Here is a 15,754-nt window from a genome sequence, read left to right as displayed (position 1 = left end):
TCACGTCCTGTACAGACCGCGGCGAAGTCTAATCCCTGCACCTGAGAACACCGAATGCGGTGCAGATCACGTTCACATCACGGCTGTTCGGCGTCCAACGAGAACAGATCGGGCGCCGGTGGGACATCCACACCAAATGTACCATTCGGCGGCGTTCTGCCCAGATGCCGCCAGGCGGCCTCGGTGGCCACCCGGCCGCGCGGGGTACGGGCCAGCAGGCCGGCGCGGACCAGGAACGGCTCGCAGACCTCCTCGACCGTGTCCGGCTGCTCCCCCACCGCCACGGCGAGGGTGGACAACCCCACCGGACCACCCCGGAACGAGTCGACCAGCGCGGTCAGCACCGCCCGGTCCAGCCGGTCCAGGCCGAGCGCGTCCACGTCGTACACGGTCAGCGCGGCGCGGGCCGTACCCAGATTGACCACACCCTCGGCCCGCACCTCCGCGTAGTCACGGACCCGGCGCAGCAGCCGGTTGGCGATCCGCGGGGTGCCCCGGGACCGGCCGGCGATCTCGGCCGCGCCCTCGGCGGTGATCGGCACGCCCAGAATCCGCGCCGAGCGGTGCAGCAGCGTCTCCAGATCCGCCGGGGCGTAGAAATCCAGGTGCGCGACGAAGCCGAACCGGTCCCGCATCGGCCCGGTCAGCAGGCCCGACCGCGTGGTCGCCCCGACCAGCGTGAACGGCTCGACGTCCAGCGGGATGGCGGTGGCGCCCGGCCCCTTGCCGACCACCACGTCGACCCGGAAGTCCTCCATCGCGCTGTAGAGCAGCTCCTCCGCTGGCCGCGCGATCCGGTGGATCTCGTCGATGAACAGCACGTCGCCCTCGGCGAGGCTGGTCAGGATGGCCGCCAGGTCACCGGAACGCTCGATCGCCGGGCCGCTGGTCACCCGGATGCCCGCGCCCAGCTCGGCGGCGACGATGTTGGCCAGGCTGGTCTTGCCCAGCCCGGGCGGGCCGGAGAGCAGGATGTGGTCCGGCGGGGAGCCCCGCCGCATGGCGCCCTGCAACAACAGGTCGAGCTGATCGCGGACCCGGTCCTGGGCGATGAACTCGGCCAGCCGCTTGGGCCGTACGGTGGCCTCCGCGTCCCGGTCGGCGTCACTGACATACGCCGAGACGAGCCCTTCGGTCTCACTCACAGCGCCCTCTTCATTCGCGACTGCGGGGCTCGCAAACCCGGCTCACTCCTCGCGCTCATCGGGTACGACCCAGCAGGCGGATGGCCTGCCTGAGCAGGACCGGCACGGGCGGGGTCTCGCCGTCGACGGTCTCCGCCACCGCGGCCACCGCCTGGTCGGCCTGCCCCGCGGTCCAGCCCAGCCCGACCAGCGCCTGGCGGACCTGCTCGGGCCAGCTGCCGCCGGTCACCCCGGTCACCCCGTCGGCGCCGATCGGCACCGGGCCGATCCGGTCGCGCAGCTCCAGCACCAGTCGCTCGGCGCCCTTCTTGCCGATCCCGGGCACCCGGGTCAGCGCGGCGGTGTCGGCGTTGGCGATCGCCTTGCGGACCGCGTCCGGGGTGTGCACGGCCAGCACCGCCTGGGCCAGCCTCGGGCCGACGCCGCTGGCGGTCTGGAGCAGCTCGAACAGCGCCTTGGCGTCGTCGTCGGCGAAGCCGTAGAGGGTCAGCGAATCCTCCCGGACGACCAGGCTGGTGGCGAGCCGGGCGATCTGGCCGACCCGCAGCTCGGCGAGCGTCCCGGGCGCGCAGTGCACGGCCAGGCCGACCCCGCCGACCTCGATCACGGCCTGGTCCGGACCGGTCGCGGTCACCGTGCCGCGCACGCTGGCGATCATCGTGCTCCTCCTCGTCGTGCCCGGTCGGCCGCCGCGGCCAGCTTGGAGCGGGTCCCGCCGCGCCACACGTGGCAGATGGCCAGGGCGAGCGCGTCGGCGGCGTCGGCTGGCTTCGGCGGCTCGGCCAGCCGCAGCAGCCGGGTCACCATGGCGGTCATCTGCGCCTTGTCGGCCTGACCGGAGCCGGTCACCGCCGCCTTGACCTCGCTCGGGGTGTACGTCTGCACCGGCAGCCCGGCGCGCGCTCCGGCCAGAACGGCGATGCCGCTGGCCTGCGCGGTGCCCATCACCGTGCGGACGTTGTGTTGGCTGAACACCCGCTCGACGGCGACGCTCTCCGGTTGGTGCTCGGCGACCAGGTCGGTCAGCGACCGGTCCAGGTGCAGCAGCCGGAGCGACAGGTCGTCGGCCGGGTCGGTGTAGACCACGTAGTAGGCGATCAGGGTGCAGGGCCGGCCGGGCACGCCCTCGACCACGCCCACCCCGCACCGGGTCAGCCCCGGGTCGACACCGAGAACCCGCACGTCGCCCCCTCCCCGACCGTCAGCAGTACGTGTGTTCGACACCCTACTGCCCCCGCTCCCACCGGCCCCACGAGACACGCCCGCCCCGGTCGATCATGGAGTTGTGGTGGGTCACAACGGCCACCAAGCCGCCCCGATCGGGGACCACGCCTCCCTGATCGACGGGAGTCGGGCGCGAGGCCCGGCGGGCGGGGCGGCTGCGGCGGGGCCACACAGCTTGGGTGGCGAGTATGTGTCGTCGGCCCATGTGCCCGGGGCCACACAGCTCGTAACTTCTTGCGCCATGACGGCAGAACCCGTGGCGGTCCCCCACGTCGTACAGGTCGACCTCGCCGGTCGGACCGCCCTGGTCACCGGGGGCGGCAGCGGCATCGGGCGGGCGTGCGCCCTGCGGCTGGGCGCGGCCGGCGCCAAGGTGCTCGTGCTGGACCGCAACCTGGAGGCGGCCAAGGCGGTGGCCGCCGAGGCCGGCGGCCGGGCCGAGGGCGTGGACCTGGCCGACGCCGCCGCGGTGGACCGCCTCGACGTGGACGTGGACATCGTGGTCAACAACGCGGGGCTCCAGCACGTGGCGCCGGTGCAGGACTTCCCCGTCGAGCGCTTCGAGTACATCCAGCGGGTGATGGTCGAGGCACCGTTCCTGATCATCCGTCGCGCGCTGCCGCACATGTACACGCGCGGCTGGGGCCGGATCGTCAACATCTCCTCGGTACACGGGCTGCGGGCGTCGCCGTACAAGGCGGCCTACGTCTCGGCGAAGCACGCGCTGGAGGGGCTGTCGAAGGTGGTGGCGCTGGAGGGCGCCGCGCACGGCGTGACCGCCAACTGCATCAACCCGGCGTACGTGCGCACCGCGCTGGTGGAGAGCCAGATCGCCGACCAGGCGGCCAGCCACGGCATCGGCGAGGCCGAGGTGATCGAGAAGATCATGCTGGCCCGGGCCGCGATCAAGCGGCTGATCGAACCGGAGGAGGTGGCGGAGCTGCTGGCGTACCTCTGTTCGCCGCCGGCGGCGTTCATCACCGGCGCGTCGATCGCGCTCGACGGGGGCTGGACGGCCAACTAGTGGGGCTGAGCACAATGTCGACCATGTCGTCGCCGGTGGAGTTCCTGGAACTGCTCGCCCGCGAGGCCGCGGCGGTCGAGTTCGAGGGACCGCTGGTGGCCGCGCGGGCCGCCGGGCTGCCCGCCGACCGCCTGGCCGAGCTGGAGCAGGCGAAGACGGTGGCGCTGCGGGTCCGCGCGCTGCTGGAGCGCCGGCGCCGCCGGGAGACCGAGCTGTCCGGCCTGTACGACACGGTCAGCGACCTGGCCGGGCTGCGCGACCTGGACGACGTGCTGCGGGCGATCGTGCACCGCGCCCGCAACCTGCTCGGCGCCGACGTGGCCTACATGACGCTCAACGACGACGAGCGCGGCGACACCTACATGCGGGTGACCGACGGGTCGGTCTCGGCCCGCTTCCAGCGGCTGCGGTTGCCGATGGGCGCCGGCCTCGGCGGCCTGGTGGCCCAGTCCGGCGCGCCGTACGTCACCGCGAACTACGGCGAGGACGAGCGCTTCCACCACACCGGGGAGATCGACGCCGGGGTCGGCGAGGAGGGCCTGGTGGCGATCCTCGGGGTGCCGCTGCGGCTCGGCTCCACCTCGATCGGGGTGCTCTACTCGGCCAACCGCTCGGCCCGGCCGTTCGCCCGGGAGGAGGTGGCGCTGCTGGTCTCCCTCGCCGCGCACGCCGCCGTGGCGATCGACACCGCCCGGCTGCTGGCCGAGACCCGCTCGGCGCTGGCCGAGCTGTCGGCGGCGAACACCACCATCCGGGCGCACAGCAGCTCGGTGGAGCGGGCGGCGGCCGCGCACGACCGGATGACCGCGCTGGTGCTGCGCGGCGGCGGGGTGGAGGACGTGGCGGCCGCGGTGACCGAGGTGCTGGACGGCGCGCTGCTGGCGCTGGACGCCGAGGGGCGGCTGCTGGCCCGCGTCGGTGAGATCGAGGAGCCGGACCGGACGGACATCGTCGAGGCGGTGGCCGCGTCCCGGACTGAGGGGCGCAGCGTGCGCCGGGGCCCGCTCTGGTACGCGGCGGTGGTGGCGGGCGCGGAGAACCTGGGCGCCCTGGTGCTGCGCCCGGACGACGAGCTGGTCGACGCCGACCAGCGGATCCTGGAGCGGGCCGCGCTGGTGACCGCTCTGCTGCTGCTGTTCCGGCGCACGGTGGCGGAGGCGGAGGGTCGGGTCCGCGGCGAGCTGCTGGACGACCTGATCGCCCGGCCGCTGCGGGACACCGACGCGCTGCGCAGCCGGGCCCGGCGCCTCGGGGTGGATCTGGACGCTCCGCACGTGCTGGTGGCGGTGGGCGACGACGCGATCGCGGCCACCGGGTCGGCCCGGCAGCGGGTGCTCTCCTGGGCCACCACGTACGCCTCGGCGCGCGGTGGGCTGGCGGCGGCGCGCGACGGTCGGGTGGTGCTGATGCTGCCCGGGCGCGACGCCGGTGGCAGCGCCCGCTCGGTGGCCCGGGACCTGTCCCGGGTGACGGGCCGACCGGTGACCGCCGGGGCGAGCGGCCCGTCGGCCGGGCCGGCGACGCTGGCCGGCGCGTTCCACGAGGCGGACCGCTGCCTCACCGCGTTGGGCGCGCTGGGCCGCTCCGGCCAGGGTTCGAGCACGGCGGAGCTGGGCTTCGTCGGGTTGCTGCTGGGCACGGTCAGTGACCGGGGCGAGAAGGACGTGGCCCAGTTCCTCACCGCCACCGTCGGGCCGGTGCTCGACTACGACGCTCGGCGGGGAACGGCGCTGGTGAAGACGCTGGAGGCGTACTTCGGGGTGGGCGGCAGCCTGGCCCGGGCGGCCGAGCAGCTGCACGTGCACGTCAACACGGTGACCCAGCGGTTGGAGCGGGTCGGGCAGCTGCTCGGCGCCGACTGGCAGAAGCCCGAGCGGGCGCTGGAGGTGCAGCTGGCGCTGCGCCTGCACCGGCTGCGCGCGCCGGCCGGCTGACCACCGGCCGGGGTGCGGGTCAGCGGGTGCGGATGCCCTCCAGCACGGTGTCGACGACCTGCCCTGGCAGGGTCCGCTCGTCCAGCTCCGGGTTCCATTGCAGCACCCGCTGGATCAGCATCGGCCCGGTGAGGAGCGCCATGGTCACCTCCAGGTCGATGTCCGGCCGGAGCAGGCCCTCGCTGATGCCGCGCCGCAACACCTCGCGCATCAGCTGCCGGCGCGGGGCGATGATGTTCTGGTAGAGCTGGAACTGGTCGGGGCTGCGGTTCACCGCGGGCACCAGGCAGGGCATGATCTTCGCCGCTCGCGGGTCGACGTTCTTGCCGATCGCGCCGACGAGCAGCACCAGGTCATCCCGCACGGAGTGCCCCTCGGGCTGCGGCAGGATGCCCTTGAGCCGGCGCAGCGCGTCCAGCAGCAGCGCGTCCTTGCCGGCCCAGCGGCGGTAGATGGTGGCCTTGCCGACCCCGGCGCGGGCGGCGATCGCCTCGATCGAGAGCGCCTCGATCGTGCTGCCCTCGGCGAGCAGGTCGAGGGTGGCCTCGATGATCGCCTCATCGGCGCGGAGGCTCCGCGGTCGCCCGGGCGACCGCGGAGCATCGGCAGTGGAGGTCATGTCGGACATTGTCCCCGAACCTAGGCCGTCCCGGCCAACTCGGGCTCGGCGACCGGTGCCGCTGGCGCATCCGCCACGGCCTCCCGGCCGGGCATCCAGCGCAGCACCACCAGGATCCCGAGCGCGGCGACCACCGCGGAGAGCGCCGCCGCCCAGTGCATGGCGGTGACGAAGGCGTCGTTGGCCGCCGAGATCAGCGCCGGCCCCGCGGGGCCGAGCTGCCCGGCCGCCGCGTACGCCCCGGAGATCGACTCGTTGGCCGCGTCGCGGGCCTGCGCGGGCAGGCCGGTCAGCGCGCCGTCCACGTCGGCCCGGTAGACCGCGGAGAGCACCGAGCCGAGGACCGCCACGCCGAGCGCACCGGCCACCTGGCGGACGGTGTTGCTCACCGCGGAGCCCACGCCGGCCTTCTCCCGGGGCAGCGCCGACATGATCGACTCGGTTGCCGGCGGCATGATGTTGGCCATTCCGACGCCCTGGAAGAAGAAGACGACCAGCACGACCCAGATCGGGGTGGACGCGTCAACGAAGGCGAACGCGGCCAGTGCCGCCGTGGTCAGCGCCAGCCCGACGGTCGCGACCGCCCGGCCGCCGTAGCGGCGGACCATGGCAGCGCTGCGCGGCGCGAAGATCAGCTGGGCGCCGGCGAAGGGCAGGAAGAGCAGGCCGGTCTGCAGCGGGCTGTAGTCGCGTACCAGTTGCAGGTAGAACGAGCTGAAGAACATCACGCCCATCGCGGCGAAGAACACCAGGCCGACGATGGCCACCGGCGCGGCGAACCGGGGCAGGCGGAACAGCCGGACGTCCAGCGACGGGTGGTCGCTGCGCCGCTCGTGCTGCACGAACCAGGCCAGCACCGCCAGGCCGACCAGGATCGAGCCCCAGGCCACCGGGCGGCCGAAGCCGTGCTCGCCGCCGTCGATGATGCCGTAGGAGAGGGCGACCAGGCCGATCACGGAGAGCAGGACGCCGAGCACGTCGACCCGGCCGGGGCGCGGGTCGCGCGACTCGGGGACCAGCAGGGCGACCAGGAGCACGCCGGCGACGACCACCGGCACGTTGATCAGGAAGACCGAGCCCCACCAGAAGTGCTCCAGCAGCGCGCCGCCGAGGATCGGGCCGATTGCCACCGCGAGCCCGACCGCCCCGGCCCAGACGCCGATGGCGCGGCCACGCTCGCGCGGGTCGAAGACGTTGGAGATGATCGACAGCGTCACCGGCATGATGGCCGCGCCGCCGACCCCCATCAGTGCGCGGGCCGCGATCAGCTGGGCGGGGCTCTGGGCGTACGCGGAGAGCAGCGACGCCAGGCCGAACAGCGCCAGCCCGATTATGAGGAAGCGCTTGCGGCCGGCGCGGTCACCGAGCACCCCGAAGGTGAACAGCAGCCCGGCGAAGACCAGCGTGTAGGAGTTGATGGCCCACTCCAGCTGGCCCTGGCTGGCGCCCAGGCCGTGCACCGGGTCGGCCAGGGTACGCAGGGCGACGTTGAGGATCGTGTTGTCGAGGACGACGACGAGGAGGCTGATCACCAGCACCCCCAGGATCGGCCACCTCCTCGGATGTCCGGTGTTGTCGTGCAGCTCCATGCCCGGTTCTCCCCCCGGTTTCACCCGCAGCGCAATACGATACGGGCCAGACTCGTAACTGCGGACAGACTACGACCGGCATTAACGATACGGAACCGATCCGTATCGTATGTGGCCGGCGTCACGCCCGTTCGGGCGCCCAATCCCCCAGTCCCGTCGGCATCCGAACCGGCCGGGGGCACCCTCCGCCGCCTTTGCTCTGCTTCAACCCGAGCAACGGTTGTGGGCCGTGAGTGTTGCGTCGGTTGAAGCAGAGCAAAGGGTGGGGGCTGACCATCGGCTCTTGACTGGCGAGCGTGAACGTCTCCGTGCCCCGCGGCGAGCGCACCGTCCCCGCCCTGCCCGCGAGCCAGCTCGGCCCGCACAGCGAGCCCCGGGAGAAGTTCGCGGGCCAACCGCTGTTGCGCGGGCGGCGAGCCGCCGAGATCAGCCTGGTCGCGGGGCGGCCAGGCAGGCGGCCACGGCGCCCGGCAGCGTCCGCAGGTGGGCCGCCGGCGCGGTGAGCGGCTCGATCCAGCCGGGCCCGGCGCCGTACACCCGCAGCAGCGGGAAGTCCCGGGCGAAGCGCACCAGGCGGTACGCGCGGCCGGTGACCGGCGTCTGCGACCAGAGCACGACGGCGCCCGGGCGGGCCCGGTGCACCGCGCTGGTCAGTGCGGCCCAGGGCAGCGCGGGGCCGAGATGCAGGCAGCCACGGCCCTGCTCGCGCAGCGCGGCGGCGAGCGCGTGCAGGCCGAGGCAGTGCGCTTCTCGCTCGGCGCCGGCCAGTAGCACCCCGCCGGTGGGCAGCGACCGCCCCGGCTCCCGCCGGTACACGTCCAGCCCGACCCGCACGCCCGCACAGAGGGCGTGCTCGACGGCGATCTCGCTGGCGGTGCGCCCCGGCAGCCGGGCCAGCAGCGGCTGGCAGACCTGCTCCCAGAGCGCCGGCACGCCCCACTCTCCGGCCAGCTCCAGCATCATCGTGGCGACACGGTTGCCGTCCAGGTCCTCGGCCGCCAGCGAGACCCGCTTGTGCACGGTCTCCACGGCCTCCGCCGGCATCGGATCGCTCAGCACCAGACGTACCCCCGGGTAGTTTCCCTACCCGGGGGTACGCCGCGAGAGCGCGCGGCGGATGCGCCGGCGCGGAGATTTACCGGCGGCGCGCCACCAGCCGGCGGGCCAGCGCGGCGGCGCTGCCCCAGATGCCGCGCCGGAACAACACCACGACGAGGACGAAGATGCCGCCGGTGACCAGGCCGATCGCCTCGAACCCGGAGAACGACAGCCAGTCCTCCAGCCGGACCACGATCCCGGCGCCGAGCACCCCGCCCCAGAGCGTGCCGATCCCGCCGAGCACCACCACGATGACCGCCTTGCCGGAGGTGGTCCAGTGCAGCACGTCCAGCGAGACGAACCGGTGGCCGACCGCGAACAGCCCGCCGCCGAGGCCGGCGATGAACCCGGAGAGCACGAACGCGGTGAGCTTGTAGCGGTGCACCGGGTAGCCCAGCGCCCGGGCCCGGGCCGGGTTGTCCCGGATGCCGACCAGCACCCGACCGAACGGCGAGTGCACGATCCGCCAGGCGGCGGCCAGCCCGAGCAGCACGATCGGCAGGATCGCGTAGTAGAAGTAGTAGTCGTCGGTGAGGTCCCAGCCGAACAGCGCGCGGGGCACCCCCTGCAGGCCGTTCTCGCCCTGCGTCACCGAGCGCCACTCGTTGGCGACGTAGTAGACCATCTGCGCGAAGGCCAGCGTCACCATGGCGAAGTAGATGCCGGTCCGCTTGACCGCCAGATAGCCGATCGGCACCGCCAGCACGGCCGCGGCCAGCGCCCCGGCCAGCACCGCGAGCGGGAACGGCAGGCCGGCGTGGATCGCCACCAACCCGGTGACGTACGCCGAGGTGCCCCAGAACGCGGCGTGCCCGAACGACATCAGCCCGGTGAAGCCCAGCAGCAGGTCCACCGCGACGGCGAACAACGCCCAGCAGAGGATGTCCACCGCAACCGCCGGATAGAGGCCGTTGGGCAGCCAGGCCGCGGCGGCCAGCCCGACGGCGAGCAGCGCGTACCGCACCCAGCCGGGGGCACGGGCCACGGCGACCAGCCCGGACGGCGGCGCCGCTCGGGGCGCGTCGGCCGGGGTGTCCACGGTGCTGGTCATGCCGGCGCCTCCTCACGGCCGAACAGGCCGGCCGGGCGCCAGAGCAGCACGACGGCCATCACGATGAAGACGATCGTCTGCGACACGATCGGGAAGTTGGACAGATACGCCTCGCCCCACGCCTGGACCAGGCCGATGCCGAAGCCGGCGGCGACCGAGCCGAAGATCGAGCCCAGCCCACCGATCACCACCACCGCGAAGACCACGATGATCAGGTCGGCGCCCATCAGCGGGTTGACCGCGCGCATCGGCGCGGCCAGCACGCCGGCCAGCCCGGCCAGCCCGATGCCGAAGCCGAAGACCGGGGTCACCCAGCGTCCGACGTCGATACCGAACGCCCGGGTCAGGTCCGGCCGCTCGGTCGAGGCGCGGACCACCATGCCGATCCGGGTCCGGGTGAGCACCCACCACACCGCGACGCAGAGCAGCACCGCGAAGCCGAGGATGAACACCCGGTAGGTCGGGAAGTCGAAGAGCCCGAAGTTCACCGTCCCGCTCAACAGCGACGGGGTGGCGTACGGGCTGGACTGCACGCCGTACCGCAGCTTCACCAGGTCCTGCAGGATCAGCGTCAGGCCGAAGGTGAGCAGGAAGTTGTAGAGCGGGTCGAGCCGGGTCAACCGGTGGATCACCGCCCGCTCCAGCGCCATGCCCAGCAGAGCCAGCCCCACCGGCATGATCACCAGGGCCGCCCAGAACGGCACGCCCGCCTCGGTGAGCAGCACGTACGCGCCGAACGCGCCGAGCATGTAGAACGCGCCGTGGGCGAAGTTGACCACCCGCAGCATGCCGAAGATGACCGCGAGCCCGAGGGCGAGCAGGGCGTAGAACGCCCCGCTCACCAACCCGTTGAACGTGTTCTGTGCGAATCCGCTCACAGCGTCACACGCTCACAGCTTGCAGTCCGCCGACGGCGCGCGGAACGCCTCCGCGGCGGGGATTGTCTTGAGCACCTTGACGTAGTCCCACGGCTCGGTCACCTCGGACTGCGGCTTCACCTGGGCCAGGTACGCGTCGTGCACCACCCGGTGGTCCTCGGCGCGGATCTTGCCGTTGCGCAGGAAGACGTCCTCGACCGTCTTGCCCTCCAGCCCCTTGACGACGGCGTCCGCGTCGTCGGTGCCGGCCGCCTGCACCGCCTCCAGGTACTGCAGCGCGGCGGAGTAGTTGGCCGCGTGCGCGAAGGTCGGCCGGGTGCCGGCCTTCTGCTGGAACCGGTCTGCGAACTCCCGGTTCTTCGCGTCGAAGTTCCAGTACCAGGCGTCGGTGTACGTGGTGCCGGCCAGCGCGGCCGGGGTGAGCGAGTGGATGTCGGTGAGGAACATCAGCCCCACCGCCAGGCCGACGCCCTTGTCGCGCAGCTTGAACTCGTTGTACTGCTTCACCACGTTGACCAGCTCTGCGCCGGCCTGCATCGTGCCGAGCACGTCCGGCTTCGGGTTCAGCGTCGGCGCCTTGAGCAGGAAGGTGGAGAAGTCGCCGCTGGTGTTCGGGAACGGCGCGCCGTCCTTGCCGACGACCTTCCCGCCGGCCGCGGTGATCGCGGTGGAGAAGCTCTTCTCCATGTCCTGACCGAAGGCGTAGTTCGGGTACAGGATGTACCAGTTCTTGCCGACCTGCTCGGTCGTGGTCTTCCCGGTGCCGTTGGCCAGCATGTACGTGTCGTAGGCGTAGTGGAAGGTGTACTTGTTGCAGCTCTTGCCGGTCAGGTCGGTGGTCGCCGCCCCGATGTTGAAGTAGAGCTTCTTCTTCTCCTTCGCCACGTCGGCGACCTTCAACGCCGCCGACGAGGTGGGCACGTCCAGGATCAGGTCGACGCCCTTGCGGTCGTACATCTCCTGGGCCTTGGAGTTGGCCACGTCCGGCTTGTTCTGGTGGTCGGCGGTCTCCACGGTGATGTCCTTGGTCACCGCCTTGTCGCCGTACTTGGCGGTGAAGTCGGCGATGGCCATCTCCACCGCCGTGACCGAGTTCTTTCCGGACAACTCCGAGTACGCCCCGGACTGGTCGTTGAGCACGCCCAGCACGATCTTGTCGCCGGTCAGCTTCTGGTCGCCGCCCGACTGGGGTCCACCGCCGCCGCAACCGGCGACCAGCACCACCGCGGCCGACGCCGCAGCCACACCCACCGTCCTCCGCATGCCCACTCCATCCATTCCGCGCCTCATCGCACGGGTCGTCGTTGAGAAATCAGATTCCGAGGTACGCCAGCAGCTCGCGTTCCCGCGAGCGCACCTCGGAGTTGTCCATCGCCTCGGCGACGCGTCCTTCGGCCAGCAGGTAGTGCCGGTCGGCGACGCCGGTGGCGAAGTGCAGGTTCTGTTCGACCAGCAGCACGGTCACCCCGTGCCGCTTGGCTTCCCGCAGCAGGTCACCGACCTGCTGCACCAACAGTGGAGAGAGCCCCTCGGTGGGCTCGTCGCAGAGCAGCAGCCGGGCGCCCATCCGGAGCACCCGGGCCAGCGCGAGCATCTGCTGCTCACCGCCGGAGAGCATGGTGGCCGCGGAGTCGCGCCGGCTGTAGAGGGCGGGGAACGCCTCGTACACCCGCTCCAGCGACCACGGGTCGGGGCCGACCCGTGGCGGCAGGGTGAGGTTCTCGGTCACGGTCAGCGTGGCGTAGCTGCCCCGGTCGTCGGGCACCCAGCCCAGCCCGAGCCGGGCCCGCCGGTGCGCCGGCAGCTTCCCGACGTCCCGCCCGTCCAGCTCGACCGTGCCGCGCTGGCCAGAGTGCAGCCCCATCACGCAGCGCAGCAGGGTGGACTTGCCGGCGCCGTTGCGCCCCACCAGGGTCACCACCTCACCGGCGGCGACCTCCAGGCTGACGTCCCGCAGCACCTGCGCCTCGCCGTACCAGGCGGACAGGTTCTCAATGCGCAGCATCAGCGGCTCCCAGGTAGGCGGTGATCACACGCTCGTCCGCGCGGACCTGCTCGTACGGGCCCTCGACGAGGACCTTGCCGGCCTGGAGCACGGTGACGGTGTCGGCGAGCCGGCCGACAACGCTCATGTTGTGCTCGACCATCACCACGGTCCGGCCCTGGCGGACCCGGCTGATCAGCTCGACGGTGCGGTCGACGTCCTCCAGCCCCATTCCGGCGGTCGGCTCGTCGAGCAGCAGCACCTTCGGGTCCAACGCCAGGGCGATGGCCAGCTCCAGGGCACGCTTGCGGCCGTACGCCAGCGCCTCGGAGGGGGCGTCGGCCAGCTCGGACAGCCCCACCATGGCCAGCAGCTCGTCGGCCCGCTCGGTGTAACGGCCCATCAGCTTCGCTGAGCGCCAGAACCGCCAGCCCAGCCCGCTGGACGACTGCAGGGCCAGCGCGACGTGCTCACGGGCGGACAGCTGCGGGAAGAGGCTGGTGATCTGGAACGAGCGGGCCACGCCGAGCCGGGCGACCTGCTCCGGTGGCAGTCCGGTGACGTCCCGCCCGGCCAGCTCGATCCGCCCGCCGCTGGGCCGCAGAAAGCCGGTGAGCAGGTTGAACAGGGTGGTCTTGCCGGCGCCGTTGGGGCCGACCAGCGCGTGCACACTCTCCGGCGCGACGTCGAGGTCGACGTCGTCGACCGCCCGGAAGCCCCGGAAGTCTCGGGTCAGCCCACGGGCCGACAGGAGCGCTTGCCCGGTCATCGCCTCATCCTCCGCAGGGTCGCGGCGACGTCCGATCGGTGACCGTGGTCACAGGGCCGTCGCGTGGAGGAAACCTACGGCCGGTGCTGCGAGTCGAGCCATGTCGATGGCATCCATATTCAGCCGGCAGGAGACGTGCGCGGACCCCACTCCCCGCCGTCGCCGACTTGACCGAGCCCCCTAGTTTGATGATCCACACAGCCCATCGAAAGGCCCCCACCCCATGCCTGTCGGCTTCACCATGGCGATCGTCTTCGCCGTCGCCCTGGCGGTCTGCGCCGTCCTGGCGCTCGTCGCCCCGAGAAGCGCGGTGAAGCGGACGGCCGCCCTCGCGGCGCTCGGCTGCCTCGCCGTCACGCTGCTGATCGGCGTCGCCTCCAGCGCCCACTCCGTGCCGATCCGCTCGGTCGGCATCGTCACCAGCTTCGGCAAGCCCACCGGTGAGGTGACCGGCTCGGGCCTGAAGTGGGTGGCGCCCTGGCAGAAGGTCGGCGAGTGGGACGCGGGCCGGCAGAAGTACGACCACATCGGCGGCAACAACTGCGTGCGGGTCCGCACCGGCACACTCGCCGACGCCTGCGTCGAGGTGCTCATCGAGTGGCAGGTTAAACCGGAGAACGCGCCGAAGCAGTTCATGGACTACAAGGGAGACTTCACCAGCTTCCGGGGCCAGCGGGTGGGCGTGCAGCTCGACAGCGCGGTCAACGACGCGTTCGCCGCGTACAACCCGCTGGAGAAGATCGACGCCCAGACCGGCGACCTCAACGTCGATTTGAAGCCGTTCGCAACGAACATCAAGACCAGCGCGGACAGCCGGCTCGGCGCCGACGTCGACATCCTCTCGGTGACCATCACCCGGGTGAACCACGACGAGAAGACTGAGGGCAACATCCGGGCCTTCCAGGACAAGCTCGCCCAGACCCGCAACCTGGAGCAGGACCGAAAGAACGCCGAGATCTCCAAGCAGATCACCGAGACCAACGCGAAGGTCGACAAGGTGACCCGCTGCCTGGAGATCGCCGAGAAGAACGGCGCCAACCCGGGGTTGTGCATCAACCCGGGCATCGTCACCGGCAAGTGACCGTCACCGGCCCCACCCGCTCCGGGTGGGGCCGGGTCACCCGACGACCGTCACGCGGCGACGGCGTACTCCGGCAGGGTCAACCCGTCGGCCTGGCTGAAGACGAGCTTTGCGGTGAGCCCCCGCAACGGGCGGGAGGTCATCGCGCGCATGGCCGCGTCGCGCAGGCGGATCGCGGTCCGGGTCGCCGGCAGGAAGCCGGAGATGCCTCCGCCCGGTATCTCCTGGCCGCGCTCCACGTGCGCCCGCAGCGTCTCCTCGTAGCGCCGGTACGCGACGACGTGGTCACCCGGGGCCGCCGCCAGCTCACCGGCGAGCACGTACGCCCCGACCAGGGACAGGCTGGTTCCCTGCCCGGTCAGGGGGGACGGGCACCAGGCGGCGTCGCCGAGCAGCGCCACCCGCCCGGCGCTCCAGGCGTCCATCTTCACCTGCCCGTACCGGTCGAAGTAGAAGTCCGGGGCGTCGGGCATCGCGGCCAGCAGCTCCCCGGCCCGCCAGCCGACGTCGGCGAAACGCTCGGCGAGGAGCCGCTGCTGGGCGTCCCGGTCCCGGCGGTCCAGGTCGAGCGGCGGGGAGACGAAGCTGAACAGGGCGCTGGTTGCGCCGTGCCGGGTCGGGCGGGTGCCCACCACCCGACCACCCGGGGCGTTGTGCAGCTCGAACCAGCCGGTCTCGTTCCGGTACGGGGTCGTGAAGTAGGCCAGGTACGCCCCGAGCGGCCGGACGTACGCCGACTCGGGGCCGAAGGCCAGCGCCCGGGTCCGCGAGTGCGAGCCGTCGGCCCCCACCACCAGATCCACCGTGCGCGGGGCGGACCGCGCGAAGGTGACCCGCACCCCGTCCCCGGTCTGGGTGAGCGTCTCGATCGAGTCGTCGAAGACGTACTCCACGTCGGCGCGGGTCTCCTCGTACAGCAGGCGGGCCAGGTCGCCGCGCTCGATCTCGATGTCGGCGACGATGCCCTCGCCGTCGAAGGCGTGCACCGGCATCCGGCAGCGCGTCCGACCCCGGGCATCGACGTACGCCATGCCCTGCTCCCGGACGCACTCGGCCCGGATCCGGGCGGTGAGCCCCATCCGGTCGACGATCGCCCGGGCGGTCCCCCGCACGTCCACCGCCTGCCCGCCGGGGCGGAGCCCGGTCGCCCGCTCCACGACGGTGACGGCGAAGCCGTGCCGGCGCAGCCAGAAGGCCAGCGCGGGGCCGGCCACACCGGCGCCGGAGATGAGTACGGTCCTGTTGTCCATCGCACCGCTCCTGAGATCAGGCTTTACACCGTCAACCCGGCCGTCACCGGGGTCCGGGCGGGAGGTCGTCCCGCGCGCTGAACGGTAGTTACACAGGGATCCACGCGC

15 protein-coding genes are annotated in these 15,754 nt (G+C 72.3%); 3 read left to right on the top strand and 12 right to left on the bottom strand.

Features of this window, described 5'->3' with window-relative positions:
- Nucleotides 1-77: 77 nt before the first annotated feature.
- From ruvB to ruvC, 3 genes are read right to left on the bottom strand one after another with little or no spacing between them, the layout of a single operon-like run.
- A complete protein-coding gene (ruvB, locus tag BUS84_RS34595) occupies nt 78-1,145 on the bottom strand; it encodes a Holliday junction branch migration DNA helicase RuvB (protein ID WP_074318536.1) in 1,068 nt (355 codons plus the stop codon).
- 55 nt (nt 1,146-1,200) lie between these two features.
- Nucleotides 1,201-1,803, bottom strand: coding sequence for a Holliday junction branch migration protein RuvA (gene ruvA, locus BUS84_RS34590; protein WP_074318535.1), 603 nt, complete (start codon nt 1,801-1,803; stop codon nt 1,201-1,203).
- A complete protein-coding gene (ruvC, locus tag BUS84_RS34585; protein ID WP_074318534.1) occupies nt 1,800-2,327 on the bottom strand; it encodes a crossover junction endodeoxyribonuclease RuvC in 528 nt (175 codons plus the stop codon). The genes ruvA and ruvC overlap by 4 nt, the downstream gene beginning before the upstream one ends.
- 283 nt (nt 2,328-2,610) lie before the next feature.
- On the opposite strand from ruvC, the gene BUS84_RS34580 reads away from it, so the two are divergent.
- Together BUS84_RS34580 and BUS84_RS34575 are read left to right on the top strand one after the other, a co-directional pair.
- Complete coding sequence (locus tag BUS84_RS34580) at nt 2,611-3,393, top strand: 3-hydroxybutyrate dehydrogenase (RefSeq protein WP_074318533.1); 783 nt, start codon at nt 2,611-2,613, stop codon at nt 3,391-3,393.
- A gap of 14 nt (nt 3,394-3,407) precedes the next feature.
- Nucleotides 3,408-5,327 carry a helix-turn-helix domain-containing protein gene (locus BUS84_RS34575; RefSeq protein WP_074319339.1) on the top strand — a complete coding sequence of 640 codons (1,920 nt, stop codon included), beginning with the start codon at nt 3,408-3,410 and terminating at the stop codon, nt 5,325-5,327.
- 19 nt (nt 5,328-5,346) lie between these two features.
- Here the strand turns inward: BUS84_RS34575 and BUS84_RS34570 are convergent, their stop codons facing one another.
- From BUS84_RS34570 to BUS84_RS34535, 8 genes are all read right to left on the bottom strand, one after another.
- Nucleotides 5,347-5,955 carry a TetR/AcrR family transcriptional regulator gene (locus tag BUS84_RS34570; protein ID WP_074318532.1) on the bottom strand — a complete coding sequence of 203 codons (609 nt, stop codon included), beginning with the start codon at nt 5,953-5,955 and terminating at the stop codon, nt 5,347-5,349.
- An 11-nt stretch (nt 5,956-5,966) separates the two neighbouring features.
- On the bottom strand, nt 5,967-7,535 hold the full coding sequence (locus BUS84_RS34565; RefSeq protein WP_074318531.1) for an MFS transporter: 1,569 nt from the start codon (nt 7,533-7,535) through the stop codon (nt 5,967-5,969).
- Nucleotides 7,536-7,961: 426 nt separating this feature from the next.
- Nucleotides 7,962-8,594 (bottom strand): transcriptional regulator, encoded by a 633-nt coding sequence (locus BUS84_RS34560; RefSeq protein WP_244298821.1) that lies wholly within the window; start codon nt 8,592-8,594, stop codon nt 7,962-7,964.
- 76 nt (nt 8,595-8,670) lie between these two features.
- A complete protein-coding gene (locus BUS84_RS34555; RefSeq protein WP_074318530.1) occupies nt 8,671-9,684 on the bottom strand; it encodes a branched-chain amino acid ABC transporter permease in 1,014 nt (337 codons plus the stop codon).
- Entirely contained in the window at nt 9,681-10,562 is an 882-nt protein-coding gene (locus tag BUS84_RS34550; protein WP_074318529.1) for a branched-chain amino acid ABC transporter permease, read from the bottom strand. Before BUS84_RS34550 ends, BUS84_RS34555 begins: the two co-directional genes overlap by 4 nt.
- Nucleotides 10,563-10,574: 12 nt before the next feature.
- Entirely contained in the window at nt 10,575-11,825 is a 1,251-nt protein-coding gene (locus tag BUS84_RS34545) for an ABC transporter substrate-binding protein (RefSeq protein WP_208869797.1), read from the bottom strand.
- Between the two features lie 49 nt (nt 11,826-11,874).
- Nucleotides 11,875-12,567 (bottom strand): ABC transporter ATP-binding protein, encoded by a 693-nt coding sequence (locus BUS84_RS34540; RefSeq protein WP_074318527.1) that lies wholly within the window; start codon nt 12,565-12,567, stop codon nt 11,875-11,877.
- Complete coding sequence (locus BUS84_RS34535) at nt 12,554-13,315, bottom strand: ABC transporter ATP-binding protein (RefSeq protein WP_074318526.1); 762 nt, start codon at nt 13,313-13,315, stop codon at nt 12,554-12,556. Before BUS84_RS34535 ends, BUS84_RS34540 begins: the two co-directional genes overlap by 14 nt.
- 223 nt (nt 13,316-13,538) lie before the next feature.
- Between BUS84_RS34535 and BUS84_RS34530 the strand changes: the two genes are divergently transcribed.
- On the top strand, nt 13,539-14,396 hold the full coding sequence (locus tag BUS84_RS34530) for an SPFH domain-containing protein (RefSeq protein WP_074318525.1): 858 nt from the start codon (nt 13,539-13,541) through the stop codon (nt 14,394-14,396).
- Between the two features lie 50 nt (nt 14,397-14,446).
- Here BUS84_RS34530 and BUS84_RS34525 read toward each other — a convergent pair whose 3' ends face one another.
- Nucleotides 14,447-15,646: an FAD-dependent monooxygenase gene (locus BUS84_RS34525; protein WP_074318524.1), complete on the bottom strand. Its 1,200-nt coding sequence runs from the start codon at nt 15,644-15,646 to the stop codon at nt 14,447-14,449.
- Between the last annotated feature and the right edge of the window lie 108 nt (nt 15,647-15,754).

The organism is Micromonospora cremea (assembly GCF_900143515.1).
GTDB lineage: Bacteria > Actinomycetota > Actinomycetes > Mycobacteriales > Micromonosporaceae > Micromonospora > Micromonospora cremea.
The sequence above is the reverse complement of the archived record's forward strand: the minus strand, read 5'-3'. Positions and strand labels throughout refer to the sequence as shown.